This is a genomic window from Candidatus Baltobacteraceae bacterium, assembly GCA_035502855.1.
Lineage (GTDB): Bacteria > Vulcanimicrobiota > Vulcanimicrobiia > Vulcanimicrobiales > Vulcanimicrobiaceae > Aquilonibacter.
This window is the reverse complement of the sequence record DATJTX010000031.1, coordinates 82,899-100,582: the sequence shown is the minus strand read 5'-3', so window position 1 is coordinate 100,582 and position 17,684 is coordinate 82,899. Positions and strand designations below refer to the sequence as shown.

The following is a 17,684-nucleotide window of genomic DNA, read 5'->3' as shown; positions in this document are numbered from 1 at the left end:
CTCTCATGAAAATCCAAATCGGCGTGATGGGCTCCGCTGGAGGCATCATCACCAAGCCGCAGCTTGAGCTTGCGCGCCGTATGGGCCGGCGGATCGCGCAGCGCGACGCGACGATCGTTACCGGGGCGTGCCCTGGTCTGCCGCACGCCGCCGTGCTCGGAGCGCACGCAGGGGGCGGCGTCAGCCTCGGCGTCTCACCGGCGCTCTCGCGCGAGGAGCACGTCAAGGTTTACGACTCACCGCTGCAACCCTATACCACGATGGTCTTCACCGGATCCGGGCTGATGGGCCGCGAGACACACAACATTCATAGCTCGGACTTCGTTCTCTTCGTCGGCGGCCGCAGCGGCACGCTCGGCGAGTTCGCGATTGCCTACGACGAAGGCAAACTGATCGGCATCCTGACCAACTCCGGCGGCATCTCGAACGAATTTACCAACATCGCCGGGCTCGTGAAAAAAGAGACCGGCTCGATCATCCTGACCGATGACGATCCGGAGAAGCTCGTCGATCGCTGCTTGGAGGAGTACTTGCGCTTGGATCTCCCCTCATCGGTGGTCTTCGATCGTGGCTGAGCTCACGTTTATCGGCGCGGCCGGCATCGTCACCGGAAGCAAGCATCTTTTGACGGTCGGAACGAAGCACGTGCTCGTCGATTGCGGCATGTTTCAAGGCACGAAAGACGTCGTTGCGCTCAACGGTATCCCGCTGCCGATCGCCGCCGGCGATATCGACGCGGTAATCGTCACGCACGGTCATCTCGATCACGTCGGGTATCTGCCCAAACTGGTCCACGACGGCTTCTCGGGGCCGATCTATTGCACGCCCCCTACGCGAGCGGTCATGCAGATCGTGCTCGACGACTCGGCCAATCTGCAGCAGGAGCTGCAGGAACGCGGGTATCAGCATCAGCGCCCGTACTCACCGCCGATGTACTACGATCCGCAGGACGTCGAGCGCACGATGAAACACGTGCAGCCGATTCCGCTACATCAGGCCTTCACCGTCGCGGGCGTCATGCAGGCGACGTATTACGACGCCGGCCACATCATCGGTTCGGCTTTCGTTGCGCTCGAATTCGATGGCAAGCGCGTCGTATTCTCCGGCGACATCGGGCGCTACGACCGGCCATTGCTCTTCGGGCCCGAGCCGATGGGCGCGGCGACCGATCTCATCTGCGAATCGACCTATGCCAACCAGGTCCATCCGCCGCAGCCGCTTGAAGACTTGCGCCGAGCGATACTTGCCGGCATCGCGCGCGGCGGCGCGATCGTGATTCCGGCGTTCGCGGTCGAACGCTCGCAAGACATCCTCCTCGCGGTCGCGACCCTGCAAACGAACGATCCGCACATAGCAACGTTGCCGGTCCACCTCGATAGCCCGATGGCCGAGAAAGTCGACGCGGTCTTCGAACACTTCCCCGACGCGCACAGACCGATCGCCAACGACTCGCTCTCGACACCGTTCGGCGTGCGAAACTTCACCGAGCACGTAACCACACAAAGCTCGAAGGAGCTCAACGACGTGCAGGGCCCGCATTTGATTCTCTCGGCCAGCGGCATGGCTTCGGGCGGCCGCGTGTTGCACCACTTGCACAACCACATCGGCGACCCCAAGGCCACGATCATCTTCCCCGGATACCAATCGCTCGGAACGCTCGGCTACATTTTGACCCACGGCGCGAAGCACGTGACGCTTTTCAACGACGTGATTCCGATTCACGCGAGGCTCGTACACCTTTCGGGCTTCAGTGCCCACGCCGATCGCAACGAACTCCATCGCTGGCTGCAAACCTGCACGGCGACGCCGCATCTGTACGCCGTGCACGGCGAAGCGCCATCGGCGGCCGCACTCGCGGCGATGGGCCGCGCTGCATTCGGCTGGCAGGCCGACGTCGCCCATCGAGGAACCACGGTGACGCTATGAGGCAACGCAGCTTCGCCAGCGACAACAACGCGCCGGTCGCACCCGAGATTCTTCAGGCGATTCTCGATGCGAACGAGGGCGACGCGGTTGGATACGGTGACGATCCCTGGACGGCGCGCGCGATCGCGCGCTTTCGCGCGCACTTCGGCGAGGATACCGATGTGTATTTTGCGTTCAACGGCACGGGCGCCAACGTCGTCGCCCTCAGCTGCGTGGTGCGGCCATGGGAAGCCGTGCTCACGCCGGCAAGCGCGCATCTGCAGGTCGACGAGTGCAGCGCATTCGAGCGCTTTGCCGGCGCGAAAGTCATTCCGATCGTGACCGAGGACGGCAAGGTGCGAATCGCCGACCTCGAGCCGCATCTGCGCGTCGGCCATGCCGAACATCATCCACAACCCCGCGCCATCTCGATCTCGAACACGACCGAGTACGGCGACGTGTACGAGCCGGACGAAGTGCGCGAGCTATGCGCCTTCGCGCACGATCGCGGATTGATCGTTCACGTCGACGGGGCTCGCATCGCGAACGCCGCGGCCGCGCTCGGCACGACCCCGCGATCGCTCACCAAAGAGCTGGGCGTCGACATCCTTAGCTACGGCGGCACGAAAAACGGGCTCATGGGTGGCGAAGCGATTTGTTTCTTCGATCCACAGCTGAGTTCGCAGGTCGCGCCGTACGTGCGCAAACAGGCGATGCAGCTCGCTTCGAAGATGCGCTTTATCTCGGCGCAATTCGAGGCGCTGCTGACCAACGATCGCTGGCTGCGCTATGCGACGCATGCCAACGCGATGGCACGGCGTCTGCTCGCAAGTGTGCGCGATATTCCCGGCGTGCGCATCACGCGGCCGGTCCGCGCCAACGCGATCTTCGCTACGCTCTCACGCGAAGCAATCGCGCGCGTACAGGAGCAGTTCTTCTTCTACTGCTTCGACGAAGCGCTCCCCGAGGTGCGCTGGATGACCCACTGGGCCACGACCGAATCCGACGTCGACGCCTTCGTGGCGGCGGTCAAGTCTGCTCTGTCATCCCGAGCATAGCGAAGCGTAGTCAAGGGATCGGCGACATCATTGTTTCGGGGGACCCGGAAACGTGCCCCGAGATTACCGAAGTCGATCGCGTGGGGCGCGTCGCCCTCGAGCCACAACGTCGTATTTCGCTGTTCGGGGCTTTGGAGAAACTGGCGGCGAGCGCGCGGGTCTTCAAATAGCTGTGCGAAGTCCATCCTGGATTGTCTCCTCTGGTGTCCTTACAGGAGGTGCATGACGCGCGAACGGTTGCTTTGGTTTCCGATGGGCCCGGGGTGGCGGCCCTCAGCGTTGGACATCGGGAGTAATGCCAGGGCCTGACACGCCATCCCATTGACAGATGCTATCTAGTTGGATACCTCGCCATCTATCCACCGAATAAGGGGGTAAGGGTGGATAAGAAGGGAAGTATCTCCCCTAACCGATGGATATCCGCCAATTCCAGCCGCAAGCGCCCGGACGCCTGGTCAAGATCAGCGAAGGCGGCCATGCCTTTATCCCGGCGCCGCTCCCGATCGGCGCCGACCTCTACACCGCCGACCTCATTCTTGCTCTCGACGAAGCTACCGCCGAACTCGGTCGCTTGGACGGTTTGGCGGCGAACCTTCCCGACCCCGAGCTACTGATCGGTCCCTTTCTCCGGCGCGAGGCGGTGCTTTCCAGCCGCATTGAAGGAACGCAAACGACCTATTCGGATCTCGTCCTCTTCGAAGCGGCCGAGATCGCGGCGAACACCGGCGATACAAGCGAGGTGCGCAACTATATTTCTGCGCTCAAATATGGCGTCCGCCGCGCCGAGGAAATCCCGTTTGGTCGGCAACTGATCCTAGAAATCCATGACACGCTCATGGCGAGCGCCGAAGCGAAGGTTCGGCGCGGTCAATTTCGCGACCGTCAGGTGTTCATTGCCCAAAAAGGCTTGACGATTCGCGACGCACGCTACGTTCCACCGCCGGCACTGGAAGTGGAACCACTTTTTGACAACCTCGCTGCGTATTTGCAAGCGCCAAATCAACTTCCGCTGCTTATACGGCTCGCAATCACCCACTATCAGTTCGAGGCAATTCACCCATTCATTGATGGTAACGGCCGTCTTGGTCGGTTACTCATTGTGTTGATGCTTTGCAAAGAACGTCGACTGAACGCACCAATGCTCTATCTCAGTGCGTACTTCGAGCGACGCCGACAGCAGTACAACGATCTGATGTTAGAGGTTAGTCGCAGTGGTGCTTGGACCGACTGGATCATATTTTTTCTACGGGGCGTAGCGTTACAAGCGCGGGACGCGATTCAACGTACGCGGCAATTGCAGGCACTACGGCAGCAATATCGCGACCGCTTTCGCACAGCTAGAACGGCAGCATCCGTCCTTACGCTCGTCGATGCCCTTTTCGAGCTTCCCGTTCTTACGAATCGCCGAGCACAGTCGATCTTGGGCTTTTCGTGGCAAGCGGCGAGCGAGAATATCCAGAAACTCGTCGATGCCCAGATCGTTCAGCGTGTCGATGTTCCCGGCCGCGTGCAGTATTTTCTCGCGACTGAGATTGTCGAGATTTTGGACCGGGCGGAGGCGATTCCGGCAGAGGCTCCGCCCGAAGTATCTGATGCGGAGGAAGTAACGCAAGCAACATGACCGTGGAGGAGTGGTTTACAGCGATCGAGTCGTTCGAACCACGGCCTAGGGAGGGTAAGCCTCTTGTGAAGTTAGACATTCCGTAGTAATAAATTAGGCGAGCAAAATGAAAATCATAGGCTCGCCTCTAACTAGCTCAGCGTGCGTCTTCAGATTGGGAACCGCCATCGCTGGAAGATGGCGGCGGCCATGCTGTTCCTGCCGGCGGTTGCGCTCGTCCTGGCAAGCGGTCCCGCCGCGGCTACTCCGCCGCCACTCGTGCCCGCTCCGGTAGCGAGCGCCTCGCCGGGCGCCTCGGCACAGCCTGCCGGCTTTTTTACCGGGCTCCGCCGCCGCACCCAATTGCTAGGCGACCCGTTTGGTGCCCGAACCTGGCTCAGCCGTTACGGGATGACCTTGTCCGCCTCGGAGACGAGCGAGGAACTCGGCAATGTTACCGGCGGGTACAAGCAGGGCTTTGACTACGATGGTCTGACGCAGATGGACCTTCAACTCGATACGCAACGTGGGTTCGGTTGGTTCGGTGGAACGTTTAACGCCAGCGCTCTGTCGATTCACGGCCGCGACCTCAGTGAGTCGAACCTCGGTTCTCTTCAGACGGCGAGCGGAATCGAAGCCGACGACGCGTCGCGGTTATGGGAGCTGTGGTATCAACAGGAGCTACGGCGCGACGGACGCATGGACGTGAAGGTAGGGCAACAGAGCCTCGATCAGGAGTTCATCGTCAATCAGAACGCGTCGCTGTTCGTCAACACGATGTTCGGTTGGCCGATGCTCCCGTCAGCGAATCTGCCCGGCGGCGGCCCGGCGTATCCGCTTTCTGCGTTGGGCGTCCGCCTGCGTGCCGAGCCGACGAACTCGCTGACCGTTCTGACGGGCGTGTTCAACGGTAGTCCCGACACCGTCAACGTCGGCGATCCGCAACGTGAGAATCCAAACGGGTTGATCTTTCCGCTAAACGGCGGGGTCCTCGCGATCGGTGAACTCCAATACACGTATCCAGCCCTCGGCCAGATCGTTTATAGCGACAAGCCCGAACCGCTGGCGCGCACGATCAAATTGGGCTTCTGGTACGATTCGGAAAATTTTCCCGATCTCGCAATCGATCGGAACGGTATTCCGCTCGTGAGCCCGGCGAGTAGCGGCGTGCCGCGCCTGCATCAAGGCAATTATTCGGCCTATGTGACCATCGATCAATTGCTCTATCAACAAGCCGACGACCCATACCGCACGGTCAGCGCATTCGCACGTGTGATGGGCGACCCGCTCGGCGCATCCAACCTGATCGAGTTCAGCGCAAACGCCGGGCTGACGCTGCACGAACCGATTCGACACCGGCGCGATGACACGCTCGGTATCGGTTTTGGCTATACGCACGTCAGCAGCGGTGCGTTGATGGCGGATGAGTACGCTCAGCAGTACGTCAATCCGGCGATACCGTTGCAATCGGGCGAAGCCTACGTCGAATCCACGTATCAATATCAGCTCTATCCGTGGATCCAATTGCAACCCGACTTCCAGTACACGTTCAATCCCGGGGCGGGGATCCTCAATGTCGATCCGCCGTTCAAGAAGGTGCAAGATGAAGCCGTTGTCGGTATCCGTGCGATCATTCAGCTATAGCGCCATCATCTATAGCGCCATCATCGCAGTGCTCGCGATCTGCGTTTTCGGCGCGGGTAGCGTCGCTGCGGCACCGCAAGGCCTTCTCGAGCAGCTGCACAAGCATGCGATCCTCACGTCGACCGTCGCCAACAACGGTGATCTGAATCCCTATGCGGTCATCATTGCGCCCGTTTCGGCCGGCCGCATCAGCGCAGGCGACGTGCTGGTCGACAACTTCAATAACGTGTCGAACCTGCAAGGCACCGGCACGACGATCGTCGACTACAACCCCGCGACCAAGAAGATGACGCTCTTCGCAAAGCTCTCGCAGCAGGACCCGCGCTGCCCGGGCGGTGTCGGTCTTTCAACGGCGATGACGATGCTCAAGTCCGGGTGGATTATCGTCGGCAGCACGCCGAGCACCGATGGGACGACGGCCACGAAGGGTAACGGCTGTCTCTTCGTCCTCAATCCCAGCGGCGATGTCGCCGCGGTGTGGAGCGGCCCCAACATCGACGATCCGTGGGGCAATATGGCGACGCTCGACAACGGCACGACGGCGTCATTGTTCATCAGCATGGCGGGCTTCGATCTTCCGAGTCCCCGGGTGAAGGACCCGGCGACAGGCGCTGCGGTGATCGTACGAAAGGCCAAGGTGCTTCGTCTCGACCTTGCGATTACCGACGGCAAGGTACCGGTCATTCAGAGCCAAACCGTCATCGCGAACGGTCTGCCGGAACGAGCCGATCTCGACAATTTTTTGTTCGGGCCAACCGGCGTCGCGCTCGGGCCGGATGGTACGCTCTACGTCTCCGACGGCGTCGGTAATCGGATCATCAAGATCGATGACGCACCCACGCGCACTACGAGCGCCGGAACCGGAGAGACCCTCACGATCAATGGTCTGCTGAAGAATCCACTCTCTCTCATCATGGCGCCGAACGGTCATCTGCTCACGTGCAATGGACTCAACGGCCAGATCGTCGAGATCGATCCCGCTACGGGAAAGCAGATCTACGCGCAATGGCTCGATGTCGATCAAGCGCAGACGCCACCCGGCAACGGCGATCTCTTTGGATTGGCCGTTACGCCTGATGGGCGTGCTCTGTATTACGTCGAGGACGACATCAACGCGCTCGTCGAGATAACGAAATGAGCAACGGCAATTTGAGCCGCCGGTCGCTCCTGGCGTCGGCGGCGGCAGTCGGATCGGTCATCGGTCTGGGTCGCCCGGCGACGGCGCTGGCGACGAGTGGCAGCGACACGGTAAACACTGAGCCGTTCTATGGCCCGCATCAGTCCGGTATCCTCACCGAGCAGCAGCGTCATACGTACTTCGCCGCATTCGATGTGATTGCGACGAACCGCGCAGATCTCGTCACGCTGCTACAGACGTGGACGACGGCCGCAGCGCGGTTGACGTCGGGGCAGCTCGTCTCACCGGAGTCCGGCGGTGGATACGATGCCTCCGCGCAGATCCCGGACAGCGGCGAGACGATCGGCCTCGGGCCGGCGCGGCTCACGCTCACGTTCGGGTTTGGTCCCGAGCTTTTCATCAAGGGTGGGCAGGATCGGTTTAATTTGTCTGCGCGCCGTCCCGAAGCGCTTGTAACGTTACCGACGTTCGTCGGCGATAAAATGATCCCGAGCAAAACCGGCGGAGAGCTGAGCGTACAAGCCTGTGCGGACGACCCGCAGGTGGCTTTTCACGCGGTTCGGCAACTCGCACGTCTTGGCTCGGGCGCCGCGCAGCTTCGTTGGGTGCAAAGTGGATTTTTGTCTCCGCCGGATGCGCACGGCACGCCGCGCAACCTCATGGGTTTCAAAGACGGAACGGAAACCGTAACCGATCCGAATCGGTACGTGTGGGCGGGCAATGAAGCACCGCGTTGGATGCAGGGCGGCAGCTACGTCGTCGCTCGGCGCATCCGCATCGTTCTCGAGCATTGGGATAAGATGAAGCTCTCGTTTCAAGAGCAGACGATCGGACGGCAGAAGCTCTCCGGTGCCCCGATCGGCATGAAAAACGAGTTTGATGCGTTGCCGCTCGATGCGACCGATGAGGACGGAAATCCCGTCATCGCCGAGAACGCGCACGTGCGCTTGGCGGATCCGTCGACGAATAACGGGGCGGAAATCCTGCGCCGCGGTTACTCTTACAACGACGGCATTGATTTCACGACGGAACGCTGGCCGCCATGGCGCCAAGGCATGGAGTATGACGCCGGCCTATTGTTCGTGTGCTATCAGCGCGATCCACGAACGGCGTTCATTTCGATATTCGACAAGATGTCGAAGATCGACATGCTCAACCAGTTCACCACGCACACGGGCGGTGGGATCTTCGCCTGCCCTCGCGGAGTGAAGCCGGGCGAATACATCGGGCAAGATCTCTTCGCGTAGAACCGGTAGTCAGCAACGCTGCCGTAATGTTCACGCCGCCAGAGGACGCTTCCGCGGTCCCTCGACTACGCTTCGCGGAGCCTGTCCTGAGCGAGCGCAGCGAGTCGAAGGGCCCGGGATGACAAGGTTAGGCCGTCCAGTCGAGCATGGATTCCCACTGGGGTTTGGGAAAGCGCTCTTTACTCTTGATCGCCTCGACGTACTTGCGTTTGCCGGCGCGGTTGCCTTTGCCGAGCATGATCCCGCCGACCAGACGGTCCTGCCAGAAGAATAAGGCGCGGTACCAGCGCTTCTCGCGATCGACTTTGCGGGCGACCTCGAGCTGCGGCTGCAGGTCGGGCGAGAGTCCGAACTGCGTGATCGTCTGACCTTTGAAGAGCAGCGATGAATATTCAGGAACGTCGTGATATTTTTCGCTGCCGCCAAGCATGTTCTGCGCCACGACCTTGCCGTGCGCGCCGGCGTTGTTCCACGTACCCATTCGGTAGCGCATCTCGAGGATCGGATCGTAGAAGTCGGCGATGTCTCCGGCGGCATAGATGCCGGGGATATTGGTTTCGAGGTGGTCGTTGCACAGGATACCGTTTCTGCTCACTTCGATCGGCGTTCCATCGACGATTTCGGTGTTCATCGTCAGACCGAATCCGACACCGTAGCAATCGGCTGAGATCTCGGTTCCCTTCTTGGTCCGCACTTTGGTAACCACGCCGTTGTCGCGAACGAATTCCTCGACTTCCTCGCCGTAGTGCATTTGCACGCCGTCGTTCTTCGCGGCTTCATCGACGAACTCGCCGGCGACGTCGTCGAGCAGGCGGTGCAGCACGTGCGGACCACGGATGATCCAATGCGTCTCGACCTTACGCGAGGCGAAGGCCTCGGCAAGCTCGTAGGCGATGAACGAGCCGCCGATCGCGATCGCGCTCTTCGAGCGGTCGATCTGCTCGGAGATCGCGCGCGTGTCGTCCAGATACTGGAAGTTGAAAACGTTGCTCGCGCCCGTGCCGCCCGGCGCCGGGGCTGGGTTCGGTCGCCCGCCGGTCGCGATCAACAGTGCGTCGAAGGGGTACTCGTGGCCGTCAGCCAGCACGGTGCGTCCCTCGGTATCGATCGCCTCGACCCGCGTTCCCAGCTTTAAGGCGATGCGGTGCTCCTCGTGCGCTGCGAGGTTGCGCATCATCACTTTTTCTTCCGGGAGCTGACGGCGCAGCATCGGCGGCAGCGAGATACGGTTATATAGTGGATAGGGCTCGTCGCCGAATAGCGTAATCTCGCACGAGTCGTCGTGCTTGCGCAGCTGCTCGGCGGCCGTGGTCCCGGCAAAGCCGTTACCCACGATGACATAGCGTCGCACATCGGAAACCGGCATAATAAGATATATGGACGTTCGGCTCGTGCAACTCCTTGGTTCGTTCATCACCGCGCGCAGCGAGTACGCGCTGGTGCGGCTCGAATGCGCGATGCACGATCCCAGTCTCCCGGCGCCGCCGGTGATCGATCGCCTGAGCGACGCATCCGAGCGAGCGCTTCGCGACGAGTGGCCCGCCATCGAACGGCAGCTGGAGGCGGCGCTCAGCTACGGGAAACATTTATCGCGGAGCACGGGTAAACGGTGGAACGAGGAGGCCGCCTACCGGGCGTTCGACCGGGCACTGCGCGAGCTGGACCAATACGCGCGGGCAATCCGATGGGTGCTGACCGTTACCGAAAGCGAGGATCCGTCATGAGCACCGACGACTTCATGACCAAAGCGATGGAACAAGCGCGCGAGTTGCAGGCCAAGATCGCGCAGGCGATCGGCGAGAGCGACAAACTGCGCGCAACACTCATCGAGCAGGCGCGGCAGAGCGCCGACGTGACCAACGAGCAAACCAAAACCGCGCTCGATAATCTCGAGGCGGCGATGAAATCGGGCTCGGAATTTCTCCAGAAATTCCTCCGAAACGAATGATCGAGCGATGTACAAATCTAGCCGATCAGTGCGAGTTCGGTCATCATTTTGAACCCTACCTCGAGGCCGCGTTCGTCGATATCATAGCGCGATGAGTGTTGGGGCTCGAGGCCGAGCTTAGGGCCACGCACGCCGACGATGAAATACGCCCCGGGCCGCTCTTCCATCATATACGACATGTCCTCGGCCCACATCACGACGTCATGCGGATAGACGACGTTCTCGGCACCGATCGCGCGCGCGGCCGCGGCGCGCACGATCTCGTTCATCGCCGGATCGTTGACCGTCGGCGGATAACCCCAAAGATATTCGAACGTGTAGTCGAGCCGCATCGCATCGCACACGCCTTCGATCATCCGCTCCATGCGCTCGGGAATGGAACGGCGCACTTCGTCGCTGAAGGCGCGCGTCGTGCCGAGCAGTTCGGCATTGTCGGGTATCACGTTGAAGGTCGTGCCGGCGTGCAGCGTTCCCACCGTGACGACCACGGGATCTTTGGGCGCGATCTCACGGCTCGGAATCGTCTGCAGCATCGTGACCAGTTGCGCGGCGCCGACGATCGGGTCGACTGACGTCTGCGGCATCGCACCGTGGCCGCCCCTCCCTTTGATCGTCAACTCGAAGCGATCGGAGGAGGCGAAGAACGCGCCGTCGCGCACGCCGATCTTTCCGACGTCCAGACCGCTATACAGGTGCAGCGCGAAGCAGCGATCGACGTGCGGATTCTCCAGCGCCCCGTCCTCGATCATCAATTTGTTGCCGGCCGGCCCCTCTTCGCCCGGTTGAAAGCAGAAGACGATCGTTCCGGCGACCGATTCGCGCGAACGCGCCAGCGCGCGGGCGGCGCTCAGCAGAATCGCCATGTGCCCGTCGTGTCCGCACGCGTGCATCGCGCCTTTGCGCGTGGACCGGTAGGGCACGTCGGCGGCTTCATCCATCGGCAAGCCGTCCATGTCGGCCCGCAGCAGCGTCACCGGACCGGGGCGCCCGCCCTTCAGCGTCGCGAGGATACCCGTTTTACCGACGCCGGTGCGAATCTCGTCGAACGAACACGCGCGCAGCTCGCGCTCGATGAACGCGGCCGTTTCGTGCTCTTCCATCGAAAGCTCCGGGTTGGCGTGAAAGTGGCGGCGGTAGCGAACGAGTTCCTCGACCGGCACGTCGAGCGCAGGGGTCATCATGCCCTCTTCTACCTACTAGAGCGGGGTGTTACCTCTTCTAGTTCGGAGTGAACGTCGCGCGAAATAAATATAGCCCGTTCGCCGGCTCACAAAACGCCGTACCACCCTTGTACTTTGAACTCCTAGCCGAATCGATCGCAGCCTGGTCGAACCATCGTGACCCCGATGGATAGTATATCCATGCATCATCGAGCGTACCGTTACCGTTGACCGCAACTTTCACGACCGCGATCGCGCTCACGCTGCGGAATTGTTCTTCCGCTGGATAGGAGAGGGCGGCGGCCTTTGTAACAGTCGCGGCAGTGAACGGCTGAGAACAGGATTCGGAGCCCGGCACCGTCGTCGGCGATGCAATCGCGATCGAGGCATCGGGCGCAGGCGGCGCTGCAAGATCCGTCCGCGGATTGAGCACCTTCGGGAGCGGCATCGGAGGGAACTTTTGGACTGTCTCGAGCCCGGCTGGCGGCGAACACGCAACGTCGCCCTTTTCGTCCCAGCCGAAGTTTTGATCGCCATCCGATCTCGCGTCGGAAACGAAAAATGAGATGATGGTAACTGGTGTCGGAAACCGGACATAGAGCGGCGCCGACTCATACGCCGACCGCGAAAACGTCACGTACTCGCCCTGGTAGTGGAACTTCCATTCGGTCAGAGCGGTCGACGGAAATTCTACCTTGAACCAACCCGAACTCGTATCGACCAATACCGTCCCCTGAACGCTACGGGCGCCTTCGGCAAGGAGGTCGTAGGAATAAAGCGTGTCTGCGTGTCCCCCGCCGAGCGCGGTGAAGACACCCGCGCTCGCTGGACAATACTCCGTGAGCGCGAGCGCGCGAGCGCCGCAAGCCGCTCCGAGTGCGAGGACACACGCGATGACGATGCAAAGGCGTTTCACCGGCGGTAATAGTCTCCCATCTGCATGCGGTAAAGATAAAAGCCTCGAACCGGCATGCAGAACGAGCGTGCAGGTGAATACGTGGCACGCCGCGCGAATGCCACAACGCCATCGTCAAACACCTTGTATCCCGAACTCACGTATGGCCAGGCGTCGATCACGTCCCCGTGTTCGGAGAGCGCGACGCGCACATACACGACGAACCTGCCCCGCACGCCGATATCGTTTGGATCGACTTCGAGATCCGGGTGCGAGGTCATGGTTGGCGGTGCAAACGGCTTGTCGCAGTCGACGCGCAATATCGGTGGAGCCGCGATCGGCTGCGCGGCGATTCGGAGCGACGACGCGACCGGCGGGGGAAGCGTCACGACGGGTTCGCCGCGCAGATTCGGGCGACGTCCCGGTCGCGGATCGGACGGCGGGTCACAAGCGACCATCCCACGCTTGTCCCAGCCGAAAGCGGGATCATCGACGGCTTGCGCTTGCGCAATGAAGACCGCGAGTACCGACGCGGCGTTGGGGATACCGACATACACCGGAACCGAGCGATACGGGTTGCGCGTGTAGATGACGCCGCCGTCATTCCCCTTGACCGACGTCTGCGCCAACGCGATCGATGTAAAATCCGCCTGATACCAACCAGTGGCCGTCAGCATCAAGAGCGAACCCGAAACGCTGCGCGGACCGTCGGACTCGAGTTGCACGCCGAGATCAGAAGCATCTACGACCTGCGGTGAGCCGGCAAACTCGGCCGGACACAACTCAACCACGTTCGCCTGAGCTCGCGCCGCACACGCTGCGGCGAGCACAACGAAGCAACCGAGAACGAGAAACCAGCGACTCACGATGGCGCAGATTCCGCTGCTCCGCCCGGGGCGCCCTGCGCAAGAGGATTTCCCTTGAGCCACTCGCACTATGGAGGGGCGCGCTCCCCGGACAAACGAAGGCACCGACATGGCAAAAACCGACACGAAGGCCAAGGGGCTGGATCGTCGTGGACTTAGCGACGACCAGCTTCGGCAGCTGCTTCGCAACATGTTCCTGCAGCGGCAACTCGATAACCGCGGCTTCCAGCTCAACCGGCAAGGGAAAGTCCCCTTCGCACTCGGCAGCGAGGGACATGAAGCGTTACAAGCCGGTGCTGCCATGGCCTTCGCGCGCGGCAAAGACATTCTCGCACCCTATTACCGCGATCTCGGCCTGGCGCTCGGTATCGGGCTCAGCCCGTATGAAATCATGCTCTCGATCTTCGCAAGGGCCGCCGATCACAACGGCGGCCGTCAATTTCCCAACCACTATTCATCCAAACGCGCCGGCCTGTTGTCGTTCTCGTCGATTTTGGCGGCGCACATCCCGCACGCGGTCGGCGCCGCTTACGCGCTGCAGTATCGCGGCCAGGGCGGACGCGCCGTGCTGGTCACCTGCGGTGACGGCACGACGAGCGAAGGCGAGTGGCACGAGTCGATGAATTTCTCCGCCGTCCACAAACTGCCGCTGGTGATGCTGGTCGAGAACAACTTTTGGGCAATCTCGACGCCACTGGACCGGCAGATGGCTCAGCCCGAAATTTGGAAACGCGCGGCCGGCTACGGCATGCCGGGCAAGCGCTTCAACGGTTTCGATCCGATCGAGAGCTACGCCGCCGTTCACGAAGCGATGGAGCGCGCACGCTCGGGCGGCGGACCGACGCTGCTCGAAGGCACCTGCTACCGCTTCCTCGCGCACTCGACCGACGACAACGACATGACGTATCGCACGCGCGAAGAGGTCACCGAGCACCGAAAGGACGATCCGGTGCCGCGCTTCGAAGCGTTGCTAGTCGACGCCGGCGTCGTAACCGAAGCCGACGTCGCGACGCTGAAGAAAGAGGTCTTGCGCGAAACGAACGAGGCGACCGACAAGGCCGAGGCGATGCCGTTCCCGGAGCCTTCGGATCTGTATACAAACGTGTACGAAGGAGCGTGGCAACCGTGGCAGTAACCGCCGGATCGAAAGTCCTGAGCAACGTCGAAGCCGTACGCGAAACGTTGTACGAAGCAATGAAGAACGACGAGCGCACGATCATCCTGGGCGAAGACGTCGGCGCGCGCGGAAACGTGTTCCTCATCACCAAGGACTTCGTCAACGAGTTCGGTCCGCAGCGCGTGATCGATACGCCGATCGCCGAAGCCTCGATCGTCGGCATCGCAATTGGCATGGCGATGGAGGGCCTGCGCCCGATCGCCGAGATCCAGTTCGCCGACTTCATCTATCCGGCGTTCAATCAGATCGTGGGCGAGGCGGCCAAGACGCGCTATCGCAGCAACGGCGAATATACCTGTCCGCTGGTGATCCGCACGCCGTACGGCGGCGGCGTGCGCGGGGCGCTCTCGCACTCGGTTTCGATCGAAGCCCTCTTCTACCACGTGCCCGGATTGAAGATCGTTGCGCCGGCGTTCCCCGCCGATATCAAAGGTCTGCTCAACGCAGCCATCGACGATCCCGATCCCGTCCTCTTTCTCGAGCACAAAAAAACCTACCGTCTGGTCAAGGGCGAGGTCCCCGACGGTCATTACACCATTCCGATCGGCAAAGCCAACGTCGTCAAAGAAGGCGCGCAACTCACCGTCGTCTCGTACGGTCTCTACGTGCACTGGGCACTCGATGCGGCAAGCGCGCTCGAAAGTGAAGGGATATCGGTCGAAGTGATCGATCTGCGCTCGATTCGGCCAATGGACAGGGCGACGATTCTGAACAGCGTGGAGAAGACGCGCAAGTTGTTGATCATCCACGAAGACAATAAGTTCGGCGGTATCGGCGCCGAGATTTCGGCGATGGTCGCCGAGGAAGCACTCTTCGCGCTCGATGCTCCCATCCGGCGCCTGTGTGGGCCCGACGTTCCGGCGATGGGATATGCGGAGCCGCTCGAGCACGAGTTCATGTCGTCGCCCGCCAAGATGGCCGACGCGATGCGAGAGATGGTAAGGTTTTAGATGGCAACCACAATTACGATGCCGCAGCTCGGCGAGACCGTCACCGAGGGCACGGTCGCGCAGTGGCTGAAGAAAGTCGGCGACTCCGTCGAGAAATACGAAGCCTTTCTCGAAGTTTCGACCGATAAAGTCAACGCCGAAGTTCCTTCGCCGGTTACCGGTGTCATCAAGGAAGTCTTGGTCAAAGAGGGCGACACCGTGCCGATCGGCACCGCGATCGCGGTGATCGAGGAAGCCGGCGCGGCGGCCGCCCGCGCGCCCGAGTCCGCGTCCGCTCCTCCCGCGACCCACGCCGCGATGGCCAACAGCGTGCAAGAGGATCCGATTCCCGGCTTCAACATTCCGCAGCTCGAAACCGCGGCGGCCAAGCCCGCGAGCGCGCCGCCACAGACCAACGGGCGTTCGGCGCGCGGCGGCAGCGAAGGCGTGATCCCGAGCTCGTACGGAGCGCCCGGCGGACTCGAGCCCGACGCGGCCGGAGAGGACGCGCTGCGTAAAGCCTCACCCGCCGTACGCAAGCTCGCGCGCGAGCATCATATCGACATTCGCACGTTGCGCGGAAGCGGCGCGAACGGGCGCGTCACCGCCGACGACGTGCTCAGCGCGGCGCGGATGGGGCCCTCCGCAGCCGTCGGTCACGCGATCGCAACCGTTCCGGCGCCGGCGTCCGGTACGTCAACCTATGCCGAACCGATTCCAGGCACGCTCGTTCCACTGACTCAAGCACGTCGCATCATCGCCGAACGCATGGTCGAGTCGGTTCAAACGGCGCCCCACGCATGGACGATGGCGTCGATCGACGTTACCGGAGTGTGGAAATGGCGCGCGCGCGAAAAGGACCGCTTCGAGCGCGAGACGGGCTACAAACTCACGTTACTGCCCTTCTTCATCCGTGCGGTCGTTGAATCGCTGGCGGCATACCCGCTGATGAACGCAAAGTTTACCCCTTCGACAAGCTCAGGGCAAGCTGGAATCTACGTCAACAAGGACGTGAACATCGGGATCGCGATCGGACTGCCGGCGACGCTGGTGGTGCCGGTCATCAAGAACGCCGACAAGCTTTCGATCAAGGGTCTGGCACTTGCCGCCGGCACGATGATCGATAAAGCTCGCCGCGGGAAATTGAGCGCGGACGATTTGGCCGGCGGAACCTTTACCGTCAACAACAACGGCACGAACGGATCTTGGGCGTCGGCTCCCATCATAAACGCAGGTCAAGCCGGTATCATCACGATGGAGACGGTCGAAAAGCGCCTGCTCGTGCGCGACGACGATTCGTTCGCGCCGCGATACGTGATGAATTCGTGTCTTTCGCTCGACCACCGCGTGGTCGACGGGTACGTCGCGAGCGGCTTTCTGGCCGACTTGAAAAAACGTCTCGAACGCATGACCGCCGAGGGAGCAACACTATAATGGAAACGACCCACGTTATCGAAGAACTCTTGCGCCTGCCTTCGCCCGCGCCCTTACCGCTTGGCCTTGCCGTCGACGGCAATACGCTGTGGATGGGAAGTCGCGAGACGCATCGCATCTACGGAATCGATATGAAGAAGTGGACCGTCTTCGAGGAATCGCCCGCGCCGGGCGGACCGTTCGGCATGACGATGCTCGGCGACGAGCTGCGGGTCGTAATCGGTCAGAACGAGCGGGACGGAAAGAAGGACCAGGATCGCTACATCTATCGCTTCGTTCCCGGCCACGGATTCAAGAACGATCGCATCGCTTGCCCGGATCTCACCGGCTCGCACGTCGCCTTCGACGGCGATACCCTCTTCCTCTCGCAAGCGCACTATCGCAAGATCCTCGCCCTCGACGGCCAGGGCAACATCCTACGCGAGATTTCACTCGCGCGCACGCCGATCGGCATGACGATCGTCGACGGCTGCTTCTACCTGATTACCGGCGATGAAGAGTTCGAGGATCTCGAATTTTGGAAGCTCGACGCCCGCAGCGAAAAAGAGCACGTGAGCGTCATCGCGTCGATTCCGTTCGATGCCCGCGGGCTCACCTACGACGGAACCCGCTTCTGGACCAGCCACCGCGACAATCACCAGATCGTCGCCTTCGCGCAACCCTAAACGATGAAACAGGCCGGG

Annotated in this window: 17 protein-coding genes; 13 read left to right on the top strand and 4 right to left on the bottom strand. The window is 61.6% G+C overall.

From position 1 onward, the window contains the following. The first annotated feature begins 5 nt into the window (after positions 1–5). The 7 genes from VMF11_12995 (at position 6) to VMF11_12965 (ending at position 8,592) form a co-directional block, all read left to right on the top strand. Positions 6–575, top strand: coding sequence for a hypothetical protein (locus VMF11_12995; protein ID HTU71220.1), 570 nt, complete (start codon positions 6–8; stop codon positions 573–575). Continuing rightward, positions 568–1,926: an MBL fold metallo-hydrolase gene (locus VMF11_12990; protein ID HTU71219.1), complete on the top strand. Its 1,359-nt coding sequence runs from the start codon at positions 568–570 to the stop codon at positions 1,924–1,926. Before VMF11_12995 ends, VMF11_12990 begins: the two co-directional genes overlap by 8 nt. Next, a complete protein-coding gene (locus VMF11_12985) occupies positions 1,923–2,963 on the top strand; it encodes an aminotransferase class I/II-fold pyridoxal phosphate-dependent enzyme (protein ID HTU71218.1) in 1,041 nt (346 codons plus the stop codon). The genes VMF11_12990 and VMF11_12985 overlap by 4 nt, the downstream gene beginning before the upstream one ends. Positions 2,964–3,375: 412 nt before the next feature. Then, positions 3,376–4,584, top strand: a complete 1,209-nt coding sequence (locus VMF11_12980; GenBank protein ID HTU71217.1) for a Fic family protein — start codon at positions 3,376–3,378, stop codon at positions 4,582–4,584. A 141-nt stretch (positions 4,585–4,725) separates the two neighbouring features. Continuing rightward, positions 4,726–6,207: a carbohydrate porin gene (locus VMF11_12975; GenBank protein ID HTU71216.1), complete on the top strand. Its 1,482-nt coding sequence runs from the start codon at positions 4,726–4,728 to the stop codon at positions 6,205–6,207. Further along, positions 6,188–7,345 (top strand): hypothetical protein, encoded by a 1,158-nt coding sequence (locus VMF11_12970; GenBank protein ID HTU71215.1) that lies wholly within the window; start codon positions 6,188–6,190, stop codon positions 7,343–7,345. Before VMF11_12975 ends, VMF11_12970 begins: the two co-directional genes overlap by 20 nt. Continuing rightward, positions 7,342–8,592 carry a Dyp-type peroxidase gene (locus tag VMF11_12965; protein ID HTU71214.1) on the top strand — a complete coding sequence of 417 codons (1,251 nt, stop codon included), beginning with the start codon at positions 7,342–7,344 and terminating at the stop codon, positions 8,590–8,592. The genes VMF11_12970 and VMF11_12965 overlap by 4 nt, the downstream gene beginning before the upstream one ends. Positions 8,593–8,719: 127 nt before the next feature. Here the strand turns inward: VMF11_12965 and VMF11_12960 are convergent, their stop codons facing one another. After that, positions 8,720–9,958 carry an FAD-dependent oxidoreductase gene (locus VMF11_12960; protein ID HTU71213.1) on the bottom strand — a complete coding sequence of 413 codons (1,239 nt, stop codon included), beginning with the start codon at positions 9,956–9,958 and terminating at the stop codon, positions 8,720–8,722. 10 nt (positions 9,959–9,968) lie between these two features. Here VMF11_12960 and VMF11_12955 point away from each other — a divergent pair, with 10 nt between their 5' ends. Both VMF11_12955 and VMF11_12950 read left to right on the top strand, forming a co-directional pair. After that, entirely contained in the window at positions 9,969–10,316 is a 348-nt protein-coding gene (locus VMF11_12955) for a hypothetical protein (protein ID HTU71212.1), read from the top strand. After that, positions 10,313–10,540 carry a hypothetical protein gene (locus VMF11_12950; protein HTU71211.1) on the top strand — a complete coding sequence of 76 codons (228 nt, stop codon included), beginning with the start codon at positions 10,313–10,315 and terminating at the stop codon, positions 10,538–10,540. Before VMF11_12955 ends, VMF11_12950 begins: the two co-directional genes overlap by 4 nt. Positions 10,541–10,557: 17 nt before the next feature. Here the strand turns inward: VMF11_12950 and VMF11_12945 are convergent, their stop codons facing one another. The 3 genes from VMF11_12945 to VMF11_12935 are packed head-to-tail and all read right to left on the bottom strand — an operon-like array spanning position 10,558 to position 13,461. Further along, complete coding sequence (locus VMF11_12945) at positions 10,558–11,721, bottom strand: M20 family metallopeptidase (GenBank protein ID HTU71210.1); 1,164 nt, start codon at positions 11,719–11,721, stop codon at positions 10,558–10,560. A gap of 37 nt (positions 11,722–11,758) precedes the next feature. Further along, positions 11,759–12,616, bottom strand: a complete 858-nt coding sequence (locus VMF11_12940; GenBank protein HTU71209.1) for an energy transducer TonB — start codon at positions 12,614–12,616, stop codon at positions 11,759–11,761. Beyond that, positions 12,613–13,461, bottom strand: a complete 849-nt coding sequence (locus tag VMF11_12935) for a hypothetical protein (protein ID HTU71208.1) — start codon at positions 13,459–13,461, stop codon at positions 12,613–12,615. Before VMF11_12935 ends, VMF11_12940 begins: the two co-directional genes overlap by 4 nt. A 109-nt stretch (positions 13,462–13,570) precedes the next feature. Here VMF11_12935 and VMF11_12930 point away from each other — a divergent pair, with 109 nt between their 5' ends. From VMF11_12930 to VMF11_12915, 4 genes are read left to right on the top strand one after another with little or no spacing between them, the layout of a single operon-like run. After that, complete coding sequence (locus VMF11_12930) at positions 13,571–14,596, top strand: thiamine pyrophosphate-dependent dehydrogenase E1 component subunit alpha (GenBank protein ID HTU71207.1); 1,026 nt, start codon at positions 13,571–13,573, stop codon at positions 14,594–14,596. After that, entirely contained in the window at positions 14,578–15,588 is a 1,011-nt protein-coding gene (locus VMF11_12925) for an alpha-ketoacid dehydrogenase subunit beta (protein HTU71206.1), read from the top strand. The genes VMF11_12930 and VMF11_12925 overlap by 19 nt, the downstream gene beginning before the upstream one ends. Next, entirely contained in the window at positions 15,589–17,001 is a 1,413-nt protein-coding gene (locus tag VMF11_12920; protein HTU71205.1) for a dihydrolipoamide acetyltransferase family protein, read from the top strand. It begins immediately after the preceding gene. Beyond that, positions 17,001–17,666 carry a hypothetical protein gene (locus tag VMF11_12915; protein HTU71204.1) on the top strand — a complete coding sequence of 222 codons (666 nt, stop codon included), beginning with the start codon at positions 17,001–17,003 and terminating at the stop codon, positions 17,664–17,666. The genes VMF11_12920 and VMF11_12915 overlap by 1 nt, the downstream gene beginning before the upstream one ends. Positions 17,667–17,684: the final 18 nt, after the last annotated feature.